Origin of the sequence: Actinomadura montaniterrae (assembly GCF_008923365.1) — a bacterium.
Classification (GTDB): Bacteria; Actinomycetota; Actinomycetes; order Streptosporangiales; family Streptosporangiaceae; genus Spirillospora; species Spirillospora montaniterrae.
Genome location: NZ_WBMR01000182.1, coordinates 1 through 19,137, shown reverse-complemented (window position 1 = coordinate 19,137; position 19,137 = coordinate 1). Strand labels below are relative to the sequence as shown.

General features: G+C 74.4%; 18 protein-coding genes and 1 pseudogene. 12 read left to right on the top strand and 7 right to left on the bottom strand.

The features are described from left to right. Positions 1 to 150 precede the first annotated feature (150 nt). Positions 151 to 906, bottom strand: coding sequence for an SDR family NAD(P)-dependent oxidoreductase (locus F9B16_RS38530; RefSeq protein ID WP_225992320.1), 756 nt, complete (start codon positions 904 to 906; stop codon positions 151 to 153). Between the two features lie 609 nt (positions 907 to 1,515). On the opposite strand from F9B16_RS38530, the gene F9B16_RS38525 reads away from it, so the two are divergent. The 5 genes from F9B16_RS38525 (at position 1,516) to F9B16_RS38505 (ending at position 7,421) form a co-directional block, all read left to right on the top strand. Then, the gene (locus F9B16_RS38525) at positions 1,516 to 2,748 is read left to right on the top strand and encodes a DegT/DnrJ/EryC1/StrS family aminotransferase (RefSeq protein WP_192809198.1); all 1,233 of its coding nucleotides are present in this window, start codon (positions 1,516 to 1,518) and stop codon (positions 2,746 to 2,748) included. A 75-nt stretch (positions 2,749 to 2,823) separates the two neighbouring features. After that, positions 2,824 to 3,828, top strand: coding sequence for an NAD-dependent epimerase/dehydratase family protein (locus F9B16_RS38520; RefSeq protein ID WP_151545171.1), 1,005 nt, complete (start codon positions 2,824 to 2,826; stop codon positions 3,826 to 3,828). 230 nt (positions 3,829 to 4,058) lie between these two features. Beyond that, positions 4,059 to 5,276 carry an MFS transporter gene (locus F9B16_RS38515; protein WP_151545170.1) on the top strand — a complete coding sequence of 406 codons (1,218 nt, stop codon included), beginning with the start codon at positions 4,059 to 4,061 and terminating at the stop codon, positions 5,274 to 5,276. A gap of 53 nt (positions 5,277 to 5,329) precedes the next feature. Beyond that, a complete protein-coding gene (locus F9B16_RS38510; RefSeq protein ID WP_151545169.1) occupies positions 5,330 to 5,920 on the top strand; it encodes an LOG family protein in 591 nt (196 codons plus the stop codon). A gap of 184 nt (positions 5,921 to 6,104) precedes the next feature. Continuing rightward, positions 6,105 to 7,421 carry an alkaline phosphatase PhoX gene (locus F9B16_RS38505; protein WP_151545168.1) on the top strand — a complete coding sequence of 439 codons (1,317 nt, stop codon included), beginning with the start codon at positions 6,105 to 6,107 and terminating at the stop codon, positions 7,419 to 7,421. A gap of 81 nt (positions 7,422 to 7,502) precedes the next feature. Here the strand turns inward: F9B16_RS38505 and F9B16_RS38500 are convergent, their stop codons facing one another. Next, entirely contained in the window at positions 7,503 to 7,850 is a 348-nt protein-coding gene (locus F9B16_RS38500) for a hypothetical protein (RefSeq protein WP_225992319.1), read from the bottom strand. Between the two features lie 54 nt (positions 7,851 to 7,904). Here F9B16_RS38500 and F9B16_RS38495 point away from each other — a divergent pair, with 54 nt between their 5' ends. Genes F9B16_RS38495 through F9B16_RS38485 form a run of 3 tightly spaced genes read left to right on the top strand, consistent with a single transcriptional unit; the run spans position 7,905 to position 9,417 of the window. Further along, complete coding sequence (locus F9B16_RS38495) at positions 7,905 to 8,369, top strand: hypothetical protein (RefSeq protein ID WP_151545167.1); 465 nt, start codon at positions 7,905 to 7,907, stop codon at positions 8,367 to 8,369. Next, positions 8,354 to 8,800 carry an SRPBCC family protein gene (locus tag F9B16_RS38490; RefSeq protein ID WP_225992318.1) on the top strand — a complete coding sequence of 149 codons (447 nt, stop codon included), beginning with the start codon at positions 8,354 to 8,356 and terminating at the stop codon, positions 8,798 to 8,800. Before F9B16_RS38495 ends, F9B16_RS38490 begins: the two co-directional genes overlap by 16 nt. Before the next feature lie 41 nt (positions 8,801 to 8,841). Further along, entirely contained in the window at positions 8,842 to 9,417 is a 576-nt protein-coding gene (locus F9B16_RS38485) for a DNA-3-methyladenine glycosylase I (protein ID WP_151545166.1), read from the top strand. A gap of 3 nt (positions 9,418 to 9,420) precedes the next feature. Here the strand turns inward: F9B16_RS38485 and F9B16_RS38480 are convergent, their stop codons facing one another. From F9B16_RS38480 to F9B16_RS38470, 3 genes are all read right to left on the bottom strand, one after another. Next, positions 9,421 to 11,997, bottom strand: coding sequence for an FtsX-like permease family protein (locus F9B16_RS38480; RefSeq protein WP_151545165.1), 2,577 nt, complete (start codon positions 11,995 to 11,997; stop codon positions 9,421 to 9,423). 5 nt (positions 11,998 to 12,002) lie between these two features. Next, positions 12,003 to 12,767, bottom strand: coding sequence for an ABC transporter ATP-binding protein (locus tag F9B16_RS38475; RefSeq protein WP_151545164.1), 765 nt, complete (start codon positions 12,765 to 12,767; stop codon positions 12,003 to 12,005). 95 nt (positions 12,768 to 12,862) lie between these two features. After that, complete coding sequence (locus tag F9B16_RS38470; protein ID WP_151545163.1) at positions 12,863 to 13,648, bottom strand: enoyl-CoA hydratase-related protein; 786 nt, start codon at positions 13,646 to 13,648, stop codon at positions 12,863 to 12,865. 355 nt (positions 13,649 to 14,003) lie between these two features. On the opposite strand from F9B16_RS38470, the gene F9B16_RS38465 reads away from it, so the two are divergent. Further along, positions 14,004 to 14,171, top strand: coding sequence for a DUF3117 domain-containing protein (locus tag F9B16_RS38465; RefSeq protein ID WP_083946426.1), 168 nt, complete (start codon positions 14,004 to 14,006; stop codon positions 14,169 to 14,171). Positions 14,172 to 14,286: 115 nt separating this feature from the next. After that, positions 14,287 to 15,747 (top strand): leucyl aminopeptidase, encoded by a 1,461-nt coding sequence (locus F9B16_RS38460; protein ID WP_151545162.1) that lies wholly within the window; start codon positions 14,287 to 14,289, stop codon positions 15,745 to 15,747. Between the two features lie 62 nt (positions 15,748 to 15,809). Here F9B16_RS38460 and F9B16_RS38455 read toward each other — a convergent pair whose 3' ends face one another. Next, positions 15,810 to 16,391, bottom strand: coding sequence for a hypothetical protein (locus F9B16_RS38455; protein ID WP_151545161.1), 582 nt, complete (start codon positions 16,389 to 16,391; stop codon positions 15,810 to 15,812). A 230-nt stretch (positions 16,392 to 16,621) separates the two neighbouring features. Further along, the gene (locus tag F9B16_RS38450) at positions 16,622 to 17,224 is read right to left on the bottom strand and encodes an O-methyltransferase (RefSeq protein WP_151545160.1); all 603 of its coding nucleotides are present in this window, start codon (positions 17,222 to 17,224) and stop codon (positions 16,622 to 16,624) included. Positions 17,225 to 17,477: 253 nt separating this feature from the next. Here F9B16_RS38450 and sigE point away from each other — a divergent pair. After that, positions 17,478 to 18,083: pseudogene (sigE, locus tag F9B16_RS38445) on the top strand (RNA polymerase sigma factor SigE); the annotation flags it as partial. Between the two features lie 291 nt (positions 18,084 to 18,374). Continuing rightward, complete coding sequence (locus F9B16_RS38440) at positions 18,375 to 18,980, top strand: anti-sigma factor family protein (protein ID WP_151545159.1); 606 nt, start codon at positions 18,375 to 18,377, stop codon at positions 18,978 to 18,980. Positions 18,981 to 19,137: the final 157 nt, after the last annotated feature.

Genomic DNA, 19,137 nt, shown 5'->3' with positions numbered 1-19,137 from the left:
ACCGTGCATTAGCGTGGCCCATGAAGACCTCCGAGACGGGTGAAGACGGCTATCTCCACCGCACTCGGAGGTCTTCGCTTTGATCAACCACCAACCCGGCGTGTCACCAACCTCACGGCCGAGTACAGCTAGCGGCCCGCCGGCGGACCGCTAGACGAACACCATCCCGCCGTTGACGGTGAGGTTCTGGCCGGTGATGAACGCGGCGCGGTCGGAGGCGAGGAACGCGACGGCCTCGCCGATGTCGGCGGGCGCGCCGAAGTGGCCGAGCGGGACGCTCGCGGTGTACGCGTCGCGGGCGTCCGGGCCGATGGAGTCGTGCCGGTCGGTCGGGATCCAGCCCGGCGCGACGGTGTTGACGGTGATGCCGTGCGGGCCGAGCTCGCGCGCCCAGCTGCGGGTGAGGCCGAGCTGGGCCGACTTGGCGGCGACGTAGGCGCTGGAGCGCGCCGGGCCGAGCGCGACGACGTCCGACCCGATCTGCACGATGCGGCCGAACCCGCGCTCGCGCATGCCCGGCACGGCCTTGCGGACGAGCAGCAGCGGGCTCTTGACGAAGAATTCGAGTTGATCGAGGACATCGCGCCAGCGCAGTTCCTCGACGGGCAGGTCCGGCTGCGGTCCGGTGGCGTTCAGCACCAGAATGTCGAGACTTCCGAACTCGGCCGTGACGCGGTCGTACAATTCGTCCACCGCGGCCTCGTCGGTGATGTCGGCGCGGAACAGTTCGGCGCGCCCGCCGGCCTCGGTTATTCGCGTGCGCAGCGCCGCGGCGGCGGCTTCGTCGCGCCGGTAATTGATCGCGACGCGGGCGCCGTCGCGGGCCAGCGCGGCCGAGATCGCGCCGCCCAGTCCGCGTGACGCGCCGGTCACCAGGGCCGTCCGCCGGCCGGATGCGCCGGTCACCGGGGTGCCCTCCACATCCGTCCCGCCACCTCGCCACCATCCGCATGTTGTCGTGATCATGGCTCTCACCGGCACTGACGCGGCCCGGGCGGCCGCGCGAGGATCCCGGTGCGCGCCGCGGCGGGCGCCGGTGCGCACCGCCGTCGCCGTCACCGTACCCGCGCGCGGTGGGGCCATGCCGTGCGCCGCTCGCCCGGCCTTTTCCCTCTTGCTCCGATCCCGCGCGACATCGGGTGATATTTCCCTTGGACCGTCGAATGCAATATCAAGGCTTTACCTAACGCACTGTTTTGGCGGCGACCGCCGTCGGTGGGTTACCATCTTCTTCCCTGACGTCGATACCGCTCGGGATCTGAACTCATTTAACATCGGAGCACGGGCCGCACCGATGGGCTTTCTCGGTAGGCCGCGCCCCGTCATACCTTCAAACGAGATTTACCTTCGCCGGTCGATGCCGCCGTGTTCCGCGGGTCGCCGGGCTCCGGCGACGCATTGGCGCGGACCGCGCGCGGTCCCGCATGGGAGGCCGCGCGCCGGTCAGACCAATGACGAGCACAGAGCAATGTCGATCACAGGGCAATGTCGATCACCGACCAAGGGAGAAGTGCCATGACGTACGTGGTGCCTTACAGCGGCATCTCGAACCGGCTGGGCGAGGAGGAGATCAAGGCCGTCGGCGAGGCGCTGCGGCAGGACACGCTCGCGATGGGCCCGCGCGGCAAGGAGTTCGAGCGGCTCCTCGCCGAGCGGCTCGGCTCGCCGCACGCCCAGGCGACCAGCTCGTGCACCACCGCGCTGTTCCTCGCGGCCCAGGTGCTCGAGCTCCAGCCGGGCGACGAGGTGATCACCACCCCGCAGACGTTCTGGGTGACGACCTGGCCGCTGCAGGCGCGCGGCGTCGTCGTCAAGTTCGCCGACGTCGACCCCGACACGCTCAACATCGACCCGACGACGATCGAGCCGCTCGTCACCGAGAGGACCAAGTCGATCTGGGTGGTGCACTTCGGCGGCCAGGCCGTCGACATGGACCCGGTCATGGAGATCGCGCAGCGGCACGGCCTCACCGTCGTCGAGGACTGCGCGCACGCCGCCGGCGCCACCTACAAGGGCCGCGCCCTCGGCACCATCGGCGACATCGGCTGCTTCAGCTTCCACTCGCTGAAGAACATGACCACCGGCGAGGGCGGCGCGTTCGTCACCCGCCACGACCGCTACGCCGAGATGGCGCGCGCGCTCGGCACCATCCACAACTACGGCGAGATGGTCGAGCGCGACGACCAGCGCATCGGCCCGCACGCGCAGCCCGCGTACTACAAGGACGCGCACGTGCTCAGGTCGTACACCCACGACTACGCCGGCGGGCGCTACCTCGTCGGCAACAACTTCCGGATGAGCGAGCTGTCCGCCGCGCTCGGCATCGTCCAGCTCGGCAAGATCGACCGGCTCAACGGGCGCCGGCGGGAGATCGCGCACCGGCTCGACGACGGGCTCAACGGGATCCGCGGCATCGGCGTCCAGTCCGAGAAGCCCTACGCCCACCACGTCTACCACCTCTACACGTGCTTCTACGACCCCGAGGTCGTCGGCGCCCCGAAGGACGACTTCATCCGCCATCTGCAGGAAAAGGAGGGGATCGAGATCGTCATCCGGTACTTCCCGATCCACCTGCTCCCGGAGTTCCGGGCGCTCGGACACCGCTACGGGGAGTGCCCGGTCGCCGAGAAGACCTACTTCGAGCACCAGATCCAGCTGCCCATCTACGACCACCTCACCGACGCGCAGGTGGAGCACATGATCGCCGCGGTGCGCCGCGGCGTCGCCGAACTCGGCGGGGGCCGCTGACCCGGCCCCGCGCGTCCGCAACCCCGAACCCCCTCGTGCGCCCGGCAGGGTGCACATGACGTCTGGAGCCTCACCATGGGCAAGACACCGAACGGTTCCCGCCCCCAGAACAAGCTGGTCGCCGTCACCGGCGGTTCCGGCTTCGTCGGGAGCAACCTCGTGGCCCGGCTCGTCGACGACGGCCACCAGGTCGCCATCGTCGACCTGGCCACGCCCGCGCCGGAGCTGGCCGCCCTCCCGGGCGTCCAGCACCGGCGCGCGGACCTGCGCGACTACGGCGAGACGCTGCTCGCGCTGCGCGGCGTCGACACCGTCTACCACCTGGCCGGCAACGCCAGCGGCACGCTGTCGGTCGAGCGGCCGAGGTTCGACTTCCAGATCAACGGCCTCGGCACCTGCAACGTCGGCAACGCCTGCGTCGACCAGGGCGTCCGGCGGCTGGTGTACATGTCCTCGGCGATCGTCTACGGCACGCCGCAGACGTTCCCGATGACCGAGGAGCACCCGATCGCGCCGTTCCTGCCGTACGGGGCGTCCAAGCTGTCCGGCGAGCTGACGCTGCGCAGCCTGCACGACGCCCTCGGGCTGCAGGTGATGATCGCCCGGTCGTTCGTCGTGTACGGGCCCGGCGAGGACCCGCGCACCGCCGGCGGGGAGGTGTCGCAGTTCCTGCGCTGGCAGCTGAACGAGCTGCCGATCCCCGTCGTCGGCGACATCGACCGCAAGACCCGCGACTTCGTGCACGTCTCGGACGTGTGCTCGGCCCTGATCACGATGGCCGAGAACGGGGTGCCGGGAGAGATCTACAACATGGGCAGCGGGCGCGAGGTCTCCATGCGGGGCCTCGCCGACGCCGTCGCGGTCGCCACCGGCAAGCCGTCCCGGCTGAAGCCGGACGAGTCGGAGCTGGCCGACAGCTTCCGGCTGGTGGCCGACATCTCCAAGCTGCGCGGCATCGGGTACGAGCCGAAGATCACGCTCGCGGCGGGGCTGAAGTCGCTCGCCGAGCACCTCGGCCCGTTCCCGGAGCTGCCCAGCGTGACGGTCGCGTTCAGCCGCGAGCCGGCCGTCCGGGCGTGAGCGCCGCCCCGCCGGCGTAGCCGCCGGCGCCCGCGCCGGAGCCGGCCCGCCCGGCATGCGCCCGACCGGCGTAGGAACGTTCCAAGACAGTCGCTCCCGATGGCCCGCGCGAGCGTGCCCGGCCCCAGCCGGAACGCCGATCGCGCGGGCCCTCGGTTCGAGCCCGCGCGCCGCCGCGCCCGGCGGCCCCACGGGCGGAGCACCGCATCCACACCCCAGGGGAGTCGAGCATGCCCAGAAGCAGGACACGAGGCGGGCCCCGCGCGGGCACCGACGACGCCGGAGCCGGCCCCCCGGTCCCGCCGCCCGTCGCGCGCGACCGCGCCGCCCGCGCCGGCGTCGGCGCGATCTTCTTCGCCAACGGAGCCGCCTTCGCCTCCTGGGCCTCGCGGGTGCCCGACGTCCGGGATTCGCTGGACCTCACCCCGGGCGGCCTGTCCGTGGCGCTCACCGGGCTGGCGGCCGGCGCCTTAGCCGGGCTGCCGCTGGCCGGGCTGCTCGTCGCCCGGATCGGCAGCCGGCGGATCCTCGCCGGGGCCGGCATCTACCTCGGCGCCCTGCCGCTCGTCGGGCTCGCGCCGCAGCTGCTGTGCCTCACCGGCGCGCTCACCTTCTTCGCCATCACCAACAGCTGCGTGGACGTCGCCATGAACACCCAGGGCGCGCTGGCCGAGCGGCTCAGCGCCCGCCCGCTCATGGGCGGCTTCCACGCCAGGTTCAGCCTCGGCGGCGTCACCGGCGCGGCCGCCGGCGGGGCGGCCGTGCACGCCGGGATGAGCCCGGAGACGCACTTCCTGCTGATCGCCGTGCTGCTGACCGCGCTGTGCACCACCGCGACCGCGTTCCTGCCGCCCGACCCGCCCGGCGCGGGCAGACCCGGGCTCGGGCTCGTCCGCCCCGGCCGCGGCGTGTGGACGCCCGGCCTCGTCGCCTTCTGCGCCCTGATGGGGGAGGGCACCGTGAACGACTGGGGGTCGATCTACCTGCGGGACGTCGCCGGCGCGCCGACCTGGCTCGCCGCCGCCGGGTTCGCGGTGTTCTCCGCCGGGATGGTCACCGGGCGGCTCGTCGCCGACCGGATCCGCGCCGGCACCGGCTCGCACCGCTACCTGTTCGGCTGCGCGGCGCTCGCCGCGTCCGGCGCCGTCCTCGCGCTCGCCCTCCCGTTCACCTGGACGAGCCTCACCGGGTACGCGCTGATCGGGCTCGGCCTCGCCGCCGTCGTCCCGGTCACCTACAGCCACCTGGCGCGCCGGACGCCCGGATCGCCCGGGCCCGCGATCGCCGCCGCGTCCACCATCGGCTACGTCGGGTTCCTGGCCGGGCCGCCGATCATCGGGGCGCTCAACCACGCGGCCGGGCTGCACGCGGTGATGGTGGTCTTCCTCGTCCTGATGATCATCGTGGTCGCCCTCGCGCCGCGCCTGCGCGACGACCTCGCCGAGTAGCCCGCCTCCGTAGAGTGGGCAGCGCCTCCGTCCCCGACCGAAAGGCGTGCGCCATGCCCCTTGCCGTCTGCGTGTTCTGCTCCTCCAGCGCCAAGATCGACCGACGGTACGTCGACCTCGCCGCCGAGGTCGGGGACGAGCTGGCCAGGCGCGGGCACAGCCTGGTCAGCGGCGGCGGCCGGGTGTCCTGCATGGGCGCCGTCGCCCGCGCCGCCCGGGCCGGCGGCGCCCGCACCGTCGGGGTGATCCCGGAGGGGCTGGCGGACGTCGAGCTGTCCGACGAGGACAGCGACGAGCTGGTCGTCACGCCCGACATGCGCACCCGCAAGGGCGAGATGGACAGGCGCAGCGACGCCTTCCTCGTGCTGCCCGGCGGCATCGGCACCCTGGAGGAGCTGTTCGAGATCTGGACCGCCCGGACGCTCGGCATGCACGACAAGGCCGTGGTGATCCTCGACCCGACCGGCGTGTACGAGCCGCTCCGCGAGCTGATGAAGGGCCTCACCGAGCAGGGGTTCGCCCGTCCGAAGATCTGGGACGCGATCGGCTGGACGGCGTCCGTGTCCGAGGCGTTCGACCTGCTGGAACGGTCCCAGCCGAAGATCGGGATGAGCTTCGAGGACTACGCCGAGGCCGAGCTCTGACCGCCCGACGCGCGTCCCCCACGCCCGTGTGGGGGACGCTTTCCGGCGCGGCCGGCCCGCCCGGCGCCGGAAAAGACCAAGATTGTCCTGGGGGTTTGCCGCCCGGCAGGTGATCGTTCACCCCCGGTTCAGCACCGGCCGCGACGCTCCTGCGTGATCCCCTCACGTTGAAGGAGACCGCACCATGTCCGTGACCCGTCGCGGTGTCATGAAGGGCGGCGCCGCCGGCGCGCTGTCCATCGCCCTTGCCGGAAGCCTCGACTCCGTCTTCCAGACCTCCGCGGGCGCCGATACCGGCGAGGCCTACGGCTACGGCCCGCTGATCCCCGACCCCAAGGGCGTCCTCGACCTGCCCGAGGGCTTCTCCTACAAGACCCTGTCGACGGAGGGCGACCCGATCTCCGACGGCGTCGTCGTCCCCGGCCACCACGACGGCACCGCCACCTTCCCGGGCAGCAAGCCCGGCCGGACGCGGCTCGTCCGCAACCACGAGCAGAGCAACAACGGCACCCGCGCCGTCGCGCCCGCCGCCCTCACCTACGACCCGGCGGCCAACGGCGGCACCACGACGCTGGAGGTCGACAAGGACGGCGACCTGCTGTCGCAGTACGTCAGCCTCGCCGGGACGTCCACCAACTGCGCCGGCGGGCGCACCCCGTGGGGCACCTGGCTGACCTGCGAGGAGACCGAGGGCTTCACCGGGCAGACCAAGAGCCACGGCTGGGTCTTCGAGGTCGACCCGCACGGGCAGCGGACCAAGCCGGTCCCGCTGACCGGGCTCGGCCGGTTCGCCCACGAGGCCGTCGCCGTCGACCCCGACACCCTCACCGCCTACCTCACCGAGGACGCGCACGGCCCGTTCGGCCTGCTCTACCGGTTCCGCCCGCGCGCACACCGCGGCGACTACCACGCCTACCTCCAGGGCGGACGGCTCGAAGCGATGAACGTCCGGGGCGTCCCGGACCTGTCGGTCGTCCAGGAGCCGGGCACCAAGCTGCACTGCCGCTGGGTGGCCGTGCCGGACCCGTCCGCGAAGACGGAGTCGACCCGCATGCAGTTCGACACCATCACCCGGAGCCAGAAGCTCGAAGGCGCCTGGTGGGGCCACGGCAAGGCGTACTTCGTCTGCTCCTACTCGCACAAGGCCGACGGCGGCGCCGCCGACCACGCCGGGCAGGTCTGGACCTACGACCCGCGCACCAACGAGATCGAGCTGCAGCTGGTGTTCAAGCCGGGCGGCAAGTTCGACGGGCCGGACAACATCACCGTCTCCCCGTACGGCGGCGGCGTGATGCTGGCCGAGGACGGCGACGGCGACCAGCACCTCGTCGGCACCACCAAGGCCGGCAAGCCGTTCGCGATGGCCCGCAACGCCCTCAACGGCAGCGAGTTCACCGGCGTCACGTTCTCCCCGGACGGCAAGATCCTCTTCGCCAACCGGCAGGAGGGCCCCGGCGTGACCTTCGCGATCACCGGCCCCTGGCACAAGCTCCGCGCCTGACCGGCACGTCGGCGCCCCGGGCCAGGCCGGTCCCCGGCGGGCTAGGCGAGGCCCCGGCGGGCTAGGCCGGCCCCCAGCGGGCTAGGCGAGGCCCCGGCGCGCGACCGCGGGGGGACGGGTGCCGCGGATCGAGGCGACCATGTCGAGGACCTGGCGCACCCCGTCCGCCTGCGACGGCGGCACCCGGAACACGCTCGCGCCCAGCCACGCGTAGACGGACGCGGCGGCCATCAGCCCGGGATCGGGCTCCGCCGCGTCCGACTCCAGCGCCACCAGCACGGCGCCGGACGGCCCGGCCCGCTCCACCAGCTCGCGCACCCGGGCCGCCGGGGGCGCGGTGCCCGCGTCCACGGTCCCCTCCGGCGCCCGCTCCGGCCCGGTCAGGATCAGGCCCTCGCGCGATCCGGCGCGCTCCTCGTGCAACCCCATGCGCCCAAGCGTGGCACGATCGGGGGTGCGGAGTCGTGTGGAGATCGGAGCGAGATGTTGGTCGTGGTCTTCGTCCTGGCGGGCCTGGCCGTGCTGGGCTCCGTCGTCGTCCTGGCGATGGGCCGGGGCGGCGAGCTGACCGAGACCCATCCCGACCACCCGCCGCTGCCGCTCGGCGACGGCCGGTACGTCACGCCCCGGACCGTCCTGTCGCTGCGGCTGCCCCGCGCGTTCTGGGGATACCAGGGGCCCGTGGCCGACCAGGCGTTCCGTGAGCTCGCGCGCGCCCTCGCCGAGCGCGACGCCCGCGTGGCGGACCTGGAGCGGCAGCTCGACGACCTGCGCCGCGGCGCCGCGGTGGCGCCCGAGCCGGAGCGGATCGGCGCGCTGCACGGCCTGCAGGACCCGCATTTCCCCGAGCAGGACGCCCCGCAGATCCGGCTCGGGAAGGATTCCGGGCCGCAGGATGCGGAGGACGACCCGGAACCGGGCAAGGACGGTCCATGGGAACTTCCGTGAGCGAGGTCGCCGTCCACGCCGAGGCGTACTCCGACGCACCGCCGGAACGGCTCTTCGAGGTCCTCACCGACTGGCCGAGGCACGCCGAGTGGATGCCGTTCACCCGCGCCGAGGGCGGCCGCGACGTCGGCGCCGAGCTGCGGGCGTGGACGGGCGCCGGCCCGGTCGGCTTCCTCGACACCATGGTCATCACCGGCTGGCGGGACGGCCGGCGCGTCGCCGTCCGGCACACGGGGCGGGTCGTGCGCGGGGAGGCCTGGTTCGAGGTCCTCCCGTACGGGAAGGGCAGCCGCGTCGTCTGGGCGGAGCGCATCGACCTGCCGCTCGGCGTCCTCGGCCGCGCCGGATGGCTGGTCGCCGGCCCCGTCGTGAAGGGATTCCTGGGCCTCGGGCTGCGGCGGCTGGCCGCGCTGGCGGCCGGTTCCTCCTGACGCGGGTCCGTTCTGTCGGAGGCATGAGGTAGAACGGGCCGGTGAGCACCGCGATCCGAGGCGAGGACGGGCTGGCCCGCTGCCCGTGGGGGCTGTCGGCCCCCGAGTACATCGCCTACCACGACGAGGAATGGGGCCGTCCCGTCCGCGACGACCAGGGCCTTTACGAACGGCTGTGCCTGGAGGCGTTCCAGTCGGGGCTGTCCTGGCTGACGATCCTGCGCAAGCGGGAGGGGTTCCGCGCCGCGTTCCGCGGCTTCGACCCCGAGAAGGTCGCCGCGTTCGGGCCGGACGACGTCGCGCGGCTGATGGCGGACGCGTCGATCGTCCGCAACCGCGCGAAGATCGACGCGGCGATCGCGAACGCGCGCGCCGCGCTCGACCTGCCCGGCGGCCTCGCCGCGACGGCCTGGCGCTACGCCGACCCCGACGCCCCCGCCTACGCCGACATGTCCGACGTCCCCGCCTATACCGACGGCTCCAAGGCCCTCGCCAAGGAGCTGAAGCGGAACGGTTTCCGCTTCGTCGGCCCCACCACCGCCTACGCCCTCATGCAGGCCTGCGGCCTCGTCGACGACCACCTCAAGGACTGCCACCGGCGAGGCGCGTACACCTGACGGTCACTCGGCCTTGGCGGCTTCCAGGACGGGGATCGTGGAGGCCCTGCGGGCGGGGAGGGCCGAGGTGGCGAGGGTGACGGCGGCGGCGCCCGCCGCGACGAGGACGAACAGCCACCAGGGCGGGTTCACGGTCAGGAACGAGCTGCCGGTCGCCACGTGCAGGAGCGCGACGGTGCCGAGCGCGGTGCCGATGCCGAGGAGGCCGCCGAGCAGGACGACCGTGGCGGCCTCCCAGCGGACGATCGCCCGGATCTGCGTCACGGTCGCGCCGACGGCGCCGAGCAGGCCGAACTCGCGGGTCCGTTCGGCGACGCTCATCGACACGGTGGTGGCCATCCCGAACAGCGACAGCAGCAGCGCCATCCCGATGAACCCGTAGATGACGCGCATGCCCTTGGTCATCGAGCCCGCCGCCCGCTTCACGTAGGCGTCCCTGTCCATGACCTTGACGCCGGGGACCCCGGCGACCGCGCGGGACAGCGCGTCCGCGGAGCCGCCGCTGACCAGGATCGCCTGGGCGGCGGCGTCCGGGTCGAGGCGGTCCATGGTGGACGGGGCGACGAGCGCGCCGTCGGCGAACAGGTGGGACGGGTCGTGGTAGGCGCCCGCCACGGTGAGCGTGACGCGGCCCCGCGCGCCTCGGACCACGATCCGCTGGCCCTTGTGCAGGCCGTTCGCCTTCATGATCGTGGACGTGAGGCCGATCCGCCCGTCCGGCAGGGGCGGCAGGTGCCCGCCGAGCCGGAGCAGCGACGGCAGCGCGGCCTGGTCCACCCCGGCCACGGCGACGTACGGCGAGGAGTCGTCGTCGCTGCGCTTCCGCTCCGGCGAGACGAGCTTGACCTCGGACGCGGTGAGGGCGGCGGCGTGCGCGACGCCCGGGACGGCGGCGGCCTTCGCGGCGAGGTCGCGGGGGAGCGGCGCCGGCCCGTCCGCGGTCTTCCCGGTCGCGGCGACGGCGTGGTCGGCCCGCATCACCTGCCGTCCGGCCTCGTCGAAGCGGCCGTTCGCCGACATGACGACCATCGCGGTCGCGCCGACGAGCGCGACGCCGAGCATCAGCGACGACGCGGCGGACGAGACGCGGCGCGGGCTGCGGGTGATGGTGGCGCGGGCGAGCCGCCCGGCCTCACCGCTGACGGCCATCCCGATCCGCCCGACCAGGCCGCCGAGGGGGCCGACGAAGAACGGGGCGAGGACGGCGAGGGCCGCGACGGTCGTCATGCAGCCCATCAGGATCAGCACGGACGTCCCGGCGGTGCGGTCCGGGCCGGGCGGCTCCTCGGCGCGGATCGCCCAGACGGGGCCGAAGAACATCCACGCGCAGGCGAAGACCGCGAAGGCGCCGGCGAGGCGGGGCCAGCGGCGGCCGGTCGTGTCGGCGCTCGCCGCCCTGAGCGCCTGCATAGGGGAGATGCGCGCCGCCTTCCGCGCGGCCCGCCACGCGGCGAGCTGGGTGACGAGGATCCCGACGGCGGCGGGGACGGCGAGCGCGATCCACCCGTACTGCGCGTCGGCGGCGGTGATGTCGAAGCCGTCCTGCGCGAACAGCCGGGTCAGCAGGCCGGAGACGGCGTAGCCGAGCAGCACGCCGCCCGCCGACGCGCCGGCGCCGAGGACGAGCGCTTCCAGCCGGATCAGCCGCTTGATCTGCCGCGGGGTGGCGCCGATCGCGCCGAGCAGCGCGAGCCGCCGGGTCCGCTGCCGGACGAGGGTGCCGAAGGTGTTGGACACGACGAACAGGCCGACGAACACGGCGATGGACGAGAGCATCCCGATGGCGCCGCCGATGGACGCGCCGGCGCCCTGCAGGTCGGCGGACTGCGCGTGCCGGACGCCGCTCGCCGTTCGGACGGTCGCGGCGGAGCCGAACGCGCGGGCCAGGTCGCCGCGGAGCTTCGCCGGCGCCACGCCGGGCGCGGCCTTCACCCACACCGACTGCCAGGTCCCGGCGGGCAGCCCGGCGGCCTGCTGCACGGTCGGGGGCGGGGCGAGCAGCAGGTCGCCGCTCGCGACGGCGCTGTGCCCCTGCACGGTGACGATCCCGACGACCGTCATCGCGCGGGCCTGCTTCGGCGTCAGCACGGTCACCGTGCCGCCGATGCGCAGCTTCCCGGCGCGGGCGGCGTGCCGGGTGACGGCGACCTCGCCGTCGGCGGCGGGCGCCCGCCCGGACTCCAGGTGGTACGGGTCGAGCGCGGCCGTGGACGGCCAGGGCCGCAGCAGGGTCCGCGCCCCGGCCGGCGGCATGATCGTCTTGTGGGCGGCGCCGCTCGCGGTCACCGGGACGGACGCGTCCCCGGCCACGGCGGCGACGCCGGGGCGCCCGGCGACCCGCGCGAGGGCGACCCGGCCGTCCGGCGCCGCGTACGGGTCGTCGGGGTCGACCGAGCCGCCCTGGACGAGCACGTCGGCGCGCGCGTACTCGCTCGCGTCGCTGCCGGAGACGGCCTCCTGCGCGCGGAGCGTGAACTGCAGGGACCCGGCGATCAGGCCGATGGAGAACAGCGCCGCGAGCATCGTGGCGGCGAGCCGGAGCCAGCCCTCGGCGAACGAGCGGCGCGCGATGAGCCACATGGGGATCAGCCCTCCATCCGGCGCATCACGGCGTGGACCTGGTCGATGGTCGGCCCGGCGAGCTCGTGGACGATCATGCCGTCGGCGAGGAACAGCACCCGGTCGGCGTGCGCGGCGGCGGCCGGGTCGTGCGTCACCATGACGACGGTCTGGCCGTAGGAGTCCACCGCCGAGCGCAGGAACCCCAGCACCTCCGCGCCCGAGCGGGAGTCGAGGTTGCCGGTCGGCTCGTCGGCGAACAGCACCTCGGGCCGGGTCAGCAGCGCCCGCGCGACCGCGACGCGCTGCTGCTGCCCGCCGGACAGCTCGCTCGGCCGGTGGTCCAGGCGGTCGCGCAGGCCGAGGGCGTCGACGATCGTGTCGAACCACCGCCGGTCCGCGCGGCGGTTCCCGAGCCGCCCGGTCAGCCGGATGTTCTCCTCCGCCGTCAGCATCGGCAGCAGGTTGAACGACTGGAACACGAACCCGAGCCGGTCGCGGCGCAGCCTGGTCAGCCGGGTCCGCGACAGCCCGGTGATCTCCACGCCGCCGATCAGCACCGAGCCGGACGTCACCGTGTCCAGCCCGGCCAGGCAGTGCAGGAACGTCGACTTGCCCGAGCCGGACGGCCCCATGATCGCGGTGAACTGGCCCCGCGGGAAGGCCGCCGAGACGCCGCGCAGCGCGGTCACCGCGCCGTCGCCCGTCCCGTACGACTTGACGAGGCCGGACGCGACGGCGACGTGATCGCGGACCTGCCCGGCGGGCGGCGCGGCGGATGCTTGTGTCATGCCCTCAAGCCAACCGCCGCGGGCCCTCCGGCACATTGGCGCGCGCTCCAGAAACTGGGGTGGGGCTGCCCCCACCCCGCGCGCGCGTGGAGCCCCTAACGCCCCTCGAAGGAGGGCTGCTGCTTCTTCAGGAACGCCTCGGTCGCGTTCTGGTGGTCGGAGGTCGCCGCGCACTCGTCCTGCAGCACGGCCTCGCGCTCCAGCGCCGACGCAAGGTCGTGCGCCGCCGCGTGGTCGAGCGCCCGCTTCACCGCCGCGTACGCCACCGTCGGCCCCGCCGCGAGGCGCCGCGCCAGCTCCACCGCCGCCGGGGCCAGCTCGTCCGCCGGGACGACCCGGTTGACCAGGCCGAGCTCCAGCGCCTCGGGCGCCTTCAGCGGCTCCCCGAGCAGCAGCAGCTCCGCCGCCTTCGCCCGGCCGACCAGCCGCTGCAGCGTCCACGACATGCCGCTGTCGGGCGCCAGCCCGATGCCGGTGAACGCCGTCGCGAACCGGGACCTGTCCGACGCGATCGCCAGGTCGCAGGCGAACGCCAGCGACGCGCCCGCGCCCGCCGCGACCCCGTTCACCGCCGCGACGACCGGCTTCGCCATCCCGGCGAGCTCCAGCACGATCGGGTTGTAGTGCTTCGTGACGGTGCCGTCGAGCCCCCGTCCGGCCGCCAGGTTGTCGGCGTGCTCGCGCAGGTCCTGGCCCGCGCAGAAGGCCCGCCCCGCACCGGTCAGGATCACCGCGCGGGCCGACGCGTCCGCCGCCGCGCGCCGGACCGTCTCCAGCAGCGCGCCCTTCATCTCCGCCGTCAGCGAGTTCATCGCGTCCGGACGGTTCAGTGTGATTGTTCCCACACCGTCGGTCACGTCGTACAGCACGGTCTCGGACATGCGGCACCCTCCCGGTCCTGGACAGATCTTCCCCGGCAACCATCGACGAACCGGGGCGCGGCGGGCAAGTGCCGTCCCGCTCCCGTGTACCCGGCGTGACCGTCCGGTGCCCCTCCGGCCCGCGCTTCCGCCTCGCTCCCGGCGGCCCGTCCGGTGCCGATCGAACAGCGCCGGAGTGCCCCGTACGCCTGCAGTCTTCCGATCTGGAGGCTGATCGTTACCACTTCGCGCCCAGGAGACGAGATAATGGACCACTACTGATGACGCGGATGCGACAGGCGGCCACGCGGCCAACGGTGCCCGGAGGCTCCAAACGGCCCCAAGCGGGGCCTTTAGGCAGGAAGGGGATGCACGCATGGCGGCGATGAAGCCGCGGACGGGAGACGGTCCGCTCGAAGTGACCAAGGAGGGGCGCGGAATCGTCATGCGGGTCCCGCTCGAAGGCGGCGGCCGCCTTGTGGTCGAGCTCTCCGCCGACGAGGCCAAGGAACTCGGCGAGGCCCTCAAGGGCGTCGTGGGCTGACGGCTCCGCCGCTCCCGGCTCTCCGGCGAAGGTCCCGGCGTGCTCGCCGGGACCGTCGCCGTTCCCGATCACCGAAACATCCGGTAAAAGCTCAGCTCAGGGGGGATCCGTCGCCATGCCCATCGAGACCCGCATCCACGGCGCCGGCGGCACCGTGACCGGCACCGCGGTCGACCTCGGGGCGGAGGCGGTGGCGGTCCCCGTGCGGTCCGGCCCGGTCGCGCCGGACGCCGAGGTCGCGAAGGCCCTGCCGTTCACCCTGGACGAGCTGCTGGAGCTGCACGGCGCCAAGGGCGAGGCGGGCGAGATCATCGCCGCGCCCGTCCAGGTCGGCGGCGACGTCCGCGAGCTGCTGCTGTACGGCGTCGGCGAGGCGGCGCCCGCCGACCTCCGCAAGGCCGGCGCGGCCCTCGCCCGCCGCGGCCGCGGCCGCACCGCCCTCGTCGCGGGCGTCCCCTCCGGCGACCTCGCCGCCTTCGTCGAGGGCGCCCTGCTCGCCTCCTACGAGTTCCGGATCGGCGCCGCCGCGCCCAAGCGCCCGCTCGGCACCCTCGCCGTGCTGACCGAGGCCGGGCCCGGCGCCGACGCGCCCGCGATCGAGCGCGGCACCGCCCGGGCCCGCGCCACCGCCCTCGCCCGCGACCTCACCAACACCCCGGCCTCCGAGAAGGACCCGTCGTGGCTCGCCGCCCGCGCCGCGGAGGTCGCCCGCGACGCCGGCCTCGCCGTCCGCGTCCGGGACGAGAAGGAGCTGGTCGAGGGCGGGTTCGGCGGCCTGCTGGCGGTCGGCTCCGGCTCCGTCCGCCCGCCGCGCCTGATCGAGCTCTCCTACACCCCCAACGGGACGCCCGGGCGGCACGTCGTGCTCGTCGGCAAGGGGATCACGTTCGACAGCGGCGGCCTGTCGCTCAAGCCGAACGACGGCATGAAGACCATGAAGACCGACATGGCGGGCGGCGCCGTGGTCATCGCCGTGATGAGCGCGCTGCGCGGTCTCGGCGTCCGCGCCCGCGTCACCGGCCTGATCGCGGCGGCGGAGAACATGCCGTCCGGGTCGTCGATGCGTCCCGGCGACGTGATCACCCACTTCGGCGGCAAGACCTCCGAGGTGCTGAACACCGACGCCGAGGGGCGGCTCGTCCTCGCCGACGCCCTCGCCTACGCCGACGCCGAGCTCGACCCCGACGCGGTCGTGGACGTCGCGACCCTCACCGGCGCCGCCAAGGTCGCGCTGGGCCTGCGGTACGGCGCGCTGTTCAGCAACGACGACGCCCTCGCCGAGGCCCTCACCGCGGCCGGGGCCGCGGCGGGCGAGCCGCTGTGGCGGCTGCCGCTCGTCGAGGACTACCGCAAGGGCATCGACTCCGACGTCGCCGACGTCGCCAACATGGGCCGCGGCGACTTCAACGGCGGCGCCATCGCGGCGGCGCTGTTCCTGCGCGAATTCGTCGGCGACCGCGCCTGGGCCCACCTCGACATCGCCGGCCCGGGCCGCGCCACCGCCGACGACGCCGAGATCACCCGCGGCGCCACCGGCTACGGCACCCGCCTCCTCCTCGACCACCTCACCGCCTGACCCTCCGCCGACCCGCGGCGTGCCGCCGTCGCGAGCCGCTCAGAACGGCGGCTCGCCGCGGGTCAGCGGGTGCGGCGGTCGATGACGGGGACGCGGCGGCGGCGCCGGGCCTCCTTGACGATCTTGGGGAGCTTCGCGTCCCAGCCGGGGCCGACCGCGAAGCACCACGGCACCGCGGCCGCCGTCGCCGGGACGTCCCGCATCGTCAGCGCCACCAGCACGGGCCGGTCGGACGTGCGGGCCATCTCCGCCAGCTCCGCCGTGGGCAGGAACACCACGTAGTCCTGCTCGCCGCGGCGGGTGCCGGGGACGCCGCGGCGCAGCGCCGTGATCGCCGCCACCTCGTCCCAGGGCAGGAGCCGGCCGGACCGGCGCGGCAGCGGCCAGGGCGCCGGCCGCCGCACGCCCGAGGCGTTCAGCTCCAGCACGGGACGGCGTGCCAGCAGCCCCCCGAGCGACACCGCGAGGCCCGCGCCGAACAGCAGGAAGCCGGCGATGCCGAGCACCATGAACGCGACGCTGCCGACGCCCGCGCCGCGGATGACGCCGCCCGCGACGAACCCGATCGACGCGACGAACAGGATCACGAAGGCGGCGAGCCGCCAGATCGCCCGCCACGTCACCCGGTCCCGGACCGCGAACACCTCAGCGGGCGCCTCCGCAGAAGCCTCCGCGGGCGCTTCAGCGGGCGCCTCAGCAGACGCTTCCGCAGGCGCCTCTGCGGGCCCTTCCGCGGACGCCTCAGCGGGTGCCTCCGCAGGCGCCTCCGGTCCCGCGGCCGCGGGGGGCTCGGCCGGGGCGCGTTCCGCGTCCGGCTCCTCCGGGGTGTCAGCGGCACCCGACCGGCGACCTGCGTTCCGCTGGCGCTCCACCGTCAGTCGCGCTTCACCGCGCACAGCAGGCCGTCGCCCACCGGGACCAGCAGCGGGACGAGCCGCTCGTCCTCGCGGATCGCCCGGTGCACCTCGCGGATCGCCTCGGTCTCGGGGTCGCGGGCGTCCGGGTCGGCGACGCGGTCGTGCCACAGCGCGTTGTCGAACGCGACGACGCCGCCCGGCCGCAGCAGCCGCAGCGCCGCCGCCAGGTACTCGGGGTACTCGTGCTTCGCCGCGTCGCAGAACACCAGGTCGTAGGCGCCGTCGGTGAGCCGCGGCAGGACCTCCAGCGCCGGGCCGATGATCATCCGGGTGCGGAACGCGGACAGGCCCGCCTCGCGGTAGGCGAGCTTCGCCAGCCGCTGGTGCTCGGGCTCGATGTCGACGCTGGTCAGCACCGCGTCCTTCGGCATCCCGCGCATCAGGTACACGCCGGACACCCCGCAGCCCGAGCCGACCTCCACGACCGTCCGCGCGCCCAGCAGGGTCGCCAGGAAGCGCAGCGCGGCGCCGCCCGCCGGGCCGATCGGGGTGGCGCCGATCTCGTGGCCGCGCCGCCGGGCCTCCAGCAGCGGCTCGTCTTCGGGGAGGAAATCCTCCACGTAGGCCCGGGTGGCCTGAATGGCGTCGATGGCTGCCTCCTCGCGGGACCCCCGCCTGGCTCATGCTGGAAAGACCATATCGCTGACCGGGAACCATCCGGAGTTCCAGCGCGTTGCAGAGAACGTCAGCACCCGCCGTCCGGTGGGTGGAACCACGAGCACCGAACCGGTCCAGAACCGCCCCAGCCCAGGCGAGACCGTGCCGTTCCAAGGCGAAGAGTCTTGGCTCACCAGAGAGGAACAGCCCGGCACCATGGGAGTCGCAGCACTGAGTTTTAGAGGCGCTGTGGGGGTCGGCCCCAGGCAGGGGCTGGGAAACGCCGCGCGTGAGAACGCCCCCGAGGCCGAGTGGGCGCCGCCGTCCTGGGACGAGGTCGTCCGCGAGCACTCCGCGCGCGTGTACCGGCTCGCCTACCGGCTGACCGGCAACCAGCACGACGCGGAGGACCTCACGCAGGAGGTCTTCGTCCGCGTGTTCCGCTCGTTGTCGAACTACACGCCCGGCACGTTCGAGGGCTGGCTGCACCGGATCACCACGAACCTGTTCCTCGACATGGCGCGGCGCCGCCAGCGCATCCGCTTCGAGGGACTCGCCGACGACGCCGCCGAGCGGCTGCAGGGCCGCGAGCCCACGCCCGCGCAGGCGTTCGACGACACCAACTTCGACGCCGACGTCCAGGCGGCACTGGACGCGCTGGCCCCCGAGTACCGCGCGGCCGTCGTGCTGTGCGACATCGAGGGCCTGTCCTACGAGGAGATCTCCGCCACCCTGGGCGTCAAGCTCGGCACCGTGCGCAGCCGCATCCACCGGGGGCGCGCGCAGCTGCGGGCCGCGCTGGAGCACCGTGCGCCGACCCGGCGCCGGCCCGGGACCCGCAACGACTGGCAGGCCGCCGAGGCCACCGCCACGGGGGAGCGGGCCGAAGCGGAGGTCGCCGGCACCGGTAGCGTGCGGTCCGCCGGCGGCGCCGAGCCGGACGCGGCGGCCGGGGTCCGGCCGCAGCCGGAGGGCGTGTAGCGACCGCGCGCGTGGCAGCGGGGCCGCGCGCGGAGAGAACGGAACGAACAGGGGCGTCATGACCAGGCGTAGCAAGGGCATCCAGCCGGGGGCCGGCCGGCGCGGGGGACCGTCCCCGCGTGAGGAGGCCGTGTGAGCTGCCTTGGCGAGCGCCTGACCGCTCTGATCGACGACGAGCTGGACCCCGCCGAGCGGGACCGGGTCCTCGCGCACCTGGCCGGCTGCGCCGCCTGCCGGGCCGAGGCCGACGAGCTGCGCCGGGTCAAGGGGCGGCTGCGCGGGCTGAACGCGCTGCCCGCCTCCGACGGCGCCGACGACCTGCCGTCCGGCGACTTCCTGAACCGCCTGCGCTCCATGGGGGCCGGCGCCGGCCCCGTCCCGCCGGAACCGCCCGCGACGACCCAGCCGATGCGCCCCGCGTCCGCCCGGCCGCTGCGATCATCCGCCCGGCCCGCCCGGACGGCGCCGCCGGCCGCCCGTCCCCGCGACAACCGGCCCGGCGCCCGCGCCGCCGGCCTGACCCGGCACCGCCGCCGCTACCTCGTGGTGGGCGCCGCCACCCTGTTCATCGGGCTCGGCACCGCCTCCTACGCGGCGGGCGGCCGCCAGCACTCGCCGGCCGTCACCCCCGCCTTCGACCGGTTCGCCGTCGAGCACGCGCTGACCACCGGCGACGCGCCCGTCACCGACCCGCTGACCGACCCGGCGAACCAGATCAAGACCGCGCCCGGGCCGTGACCGGGACGCCCTCGACGGCCTGCCACCGCCGGGGACGGCGCCGCACCCTGATCGCCGGCGGCCTCGCCGGCGCGGTGGCCCTCGCCTGGGGGCTGGCCGGGGACCCGGGCGCCGCGCGCCGCGCCCGCAGCGACCCCGCCGCCGTCGGCCTGCTGCG

Bases quoted from the DNA above. Each gene is read 5' to 3' on its own strand.
- F9B16_RS38515 (WP_151545170.1), top strand. From the start codon at position 4,059: ATGCCCAGAAGCAGGACACGAGGCGGGCCCCGCGCGGGCACCGACGAC.
- F9B16_RS38510 (WP_151545169.1), top strand. From the start codon at position 5,330: ATGCCCCTTGCCGTCTGCGTGTTCTGCTCCTCCAGCGCCAAGATCGAC.
- F9B16_RS38480 (WP_151545165.1), bottom strand. From the start codon at position 11,997: ATGTGGCTCATCGCGCGCCGCTCGTTCGCCGAGGGCTGGCTCCGGCTC.
- F9B16_RS38505 (WP_151545168.1), top strand. From the start codon at position 6,105: ATGTCCGTGACCCGTCGCGGTGTCATGAAGGGCGGCGCCGCCGGCGCG.
- F9B16_RS38470 (WP_151545163.1), bottom strand. From the start codon at position 13,648: ATGTCCGAGACCGTGCTGTACGACGTGACCGACGGTGTGGGAACAATC.
- F9B16_RS38525 (WP_192809198.1), top strand. From the start codon at position 1,516: ATGACGTACGTGGTGCCTTACAGCGGCATCTCGAACCGGCTGGGCGAG.
- F9B16_RS38465 (WP_083946426.1), top strand. From the start codon at position 14,004: ATGGCGGCGATGAAGCCGCGGACGGGAGACGGTCCGCTCGAAGTGACC.
- F9B16_RS38500 (WP_225992319.1), bottom strand. From the start codon at position 7,850: ATGGGGTTGCACGAGGAGCGCGCCGGATCGCGCGAGGGCCTGATCCTG.
- F9B16_RS38520 (WP_151545171.1), top strand. From the start codon at position 2,824: ATGGGCAAGACACCGAACGGTTCCCGCCCCCAGAACAAGCTGGTCGCC.
- F9B16_RS38460 (WP_151545162.1), top strand. From the start codon at position 14,287: ATGCCCATCGAGACCCGCATCCACGGCGCCGGCGGCACCGTGACCGGC.
- F9B16_RS38475 (WP_151545164.1), bottom strand. From the start codon at position 12,767: ATGACACAAGCATCCGCCGCGCCGCCCGCCGGGCAGGTCCGCGATCAC.
- F9B16_RS38490 (WP_225992318.1), top strand. From the start codon at position 8,354: ATGGGAACTTCCGTGAGCGAGGTCGCCGTCCACGCCGAGGCGTACTCC.
- F9B16_RS38495 (WP_151545167.1), top strand. From the start codon at position 7,905: ATGTTGGTCGTGGTCTTCGTCCTGGCGGGCCTGGCCGTGCTGGGCTCC.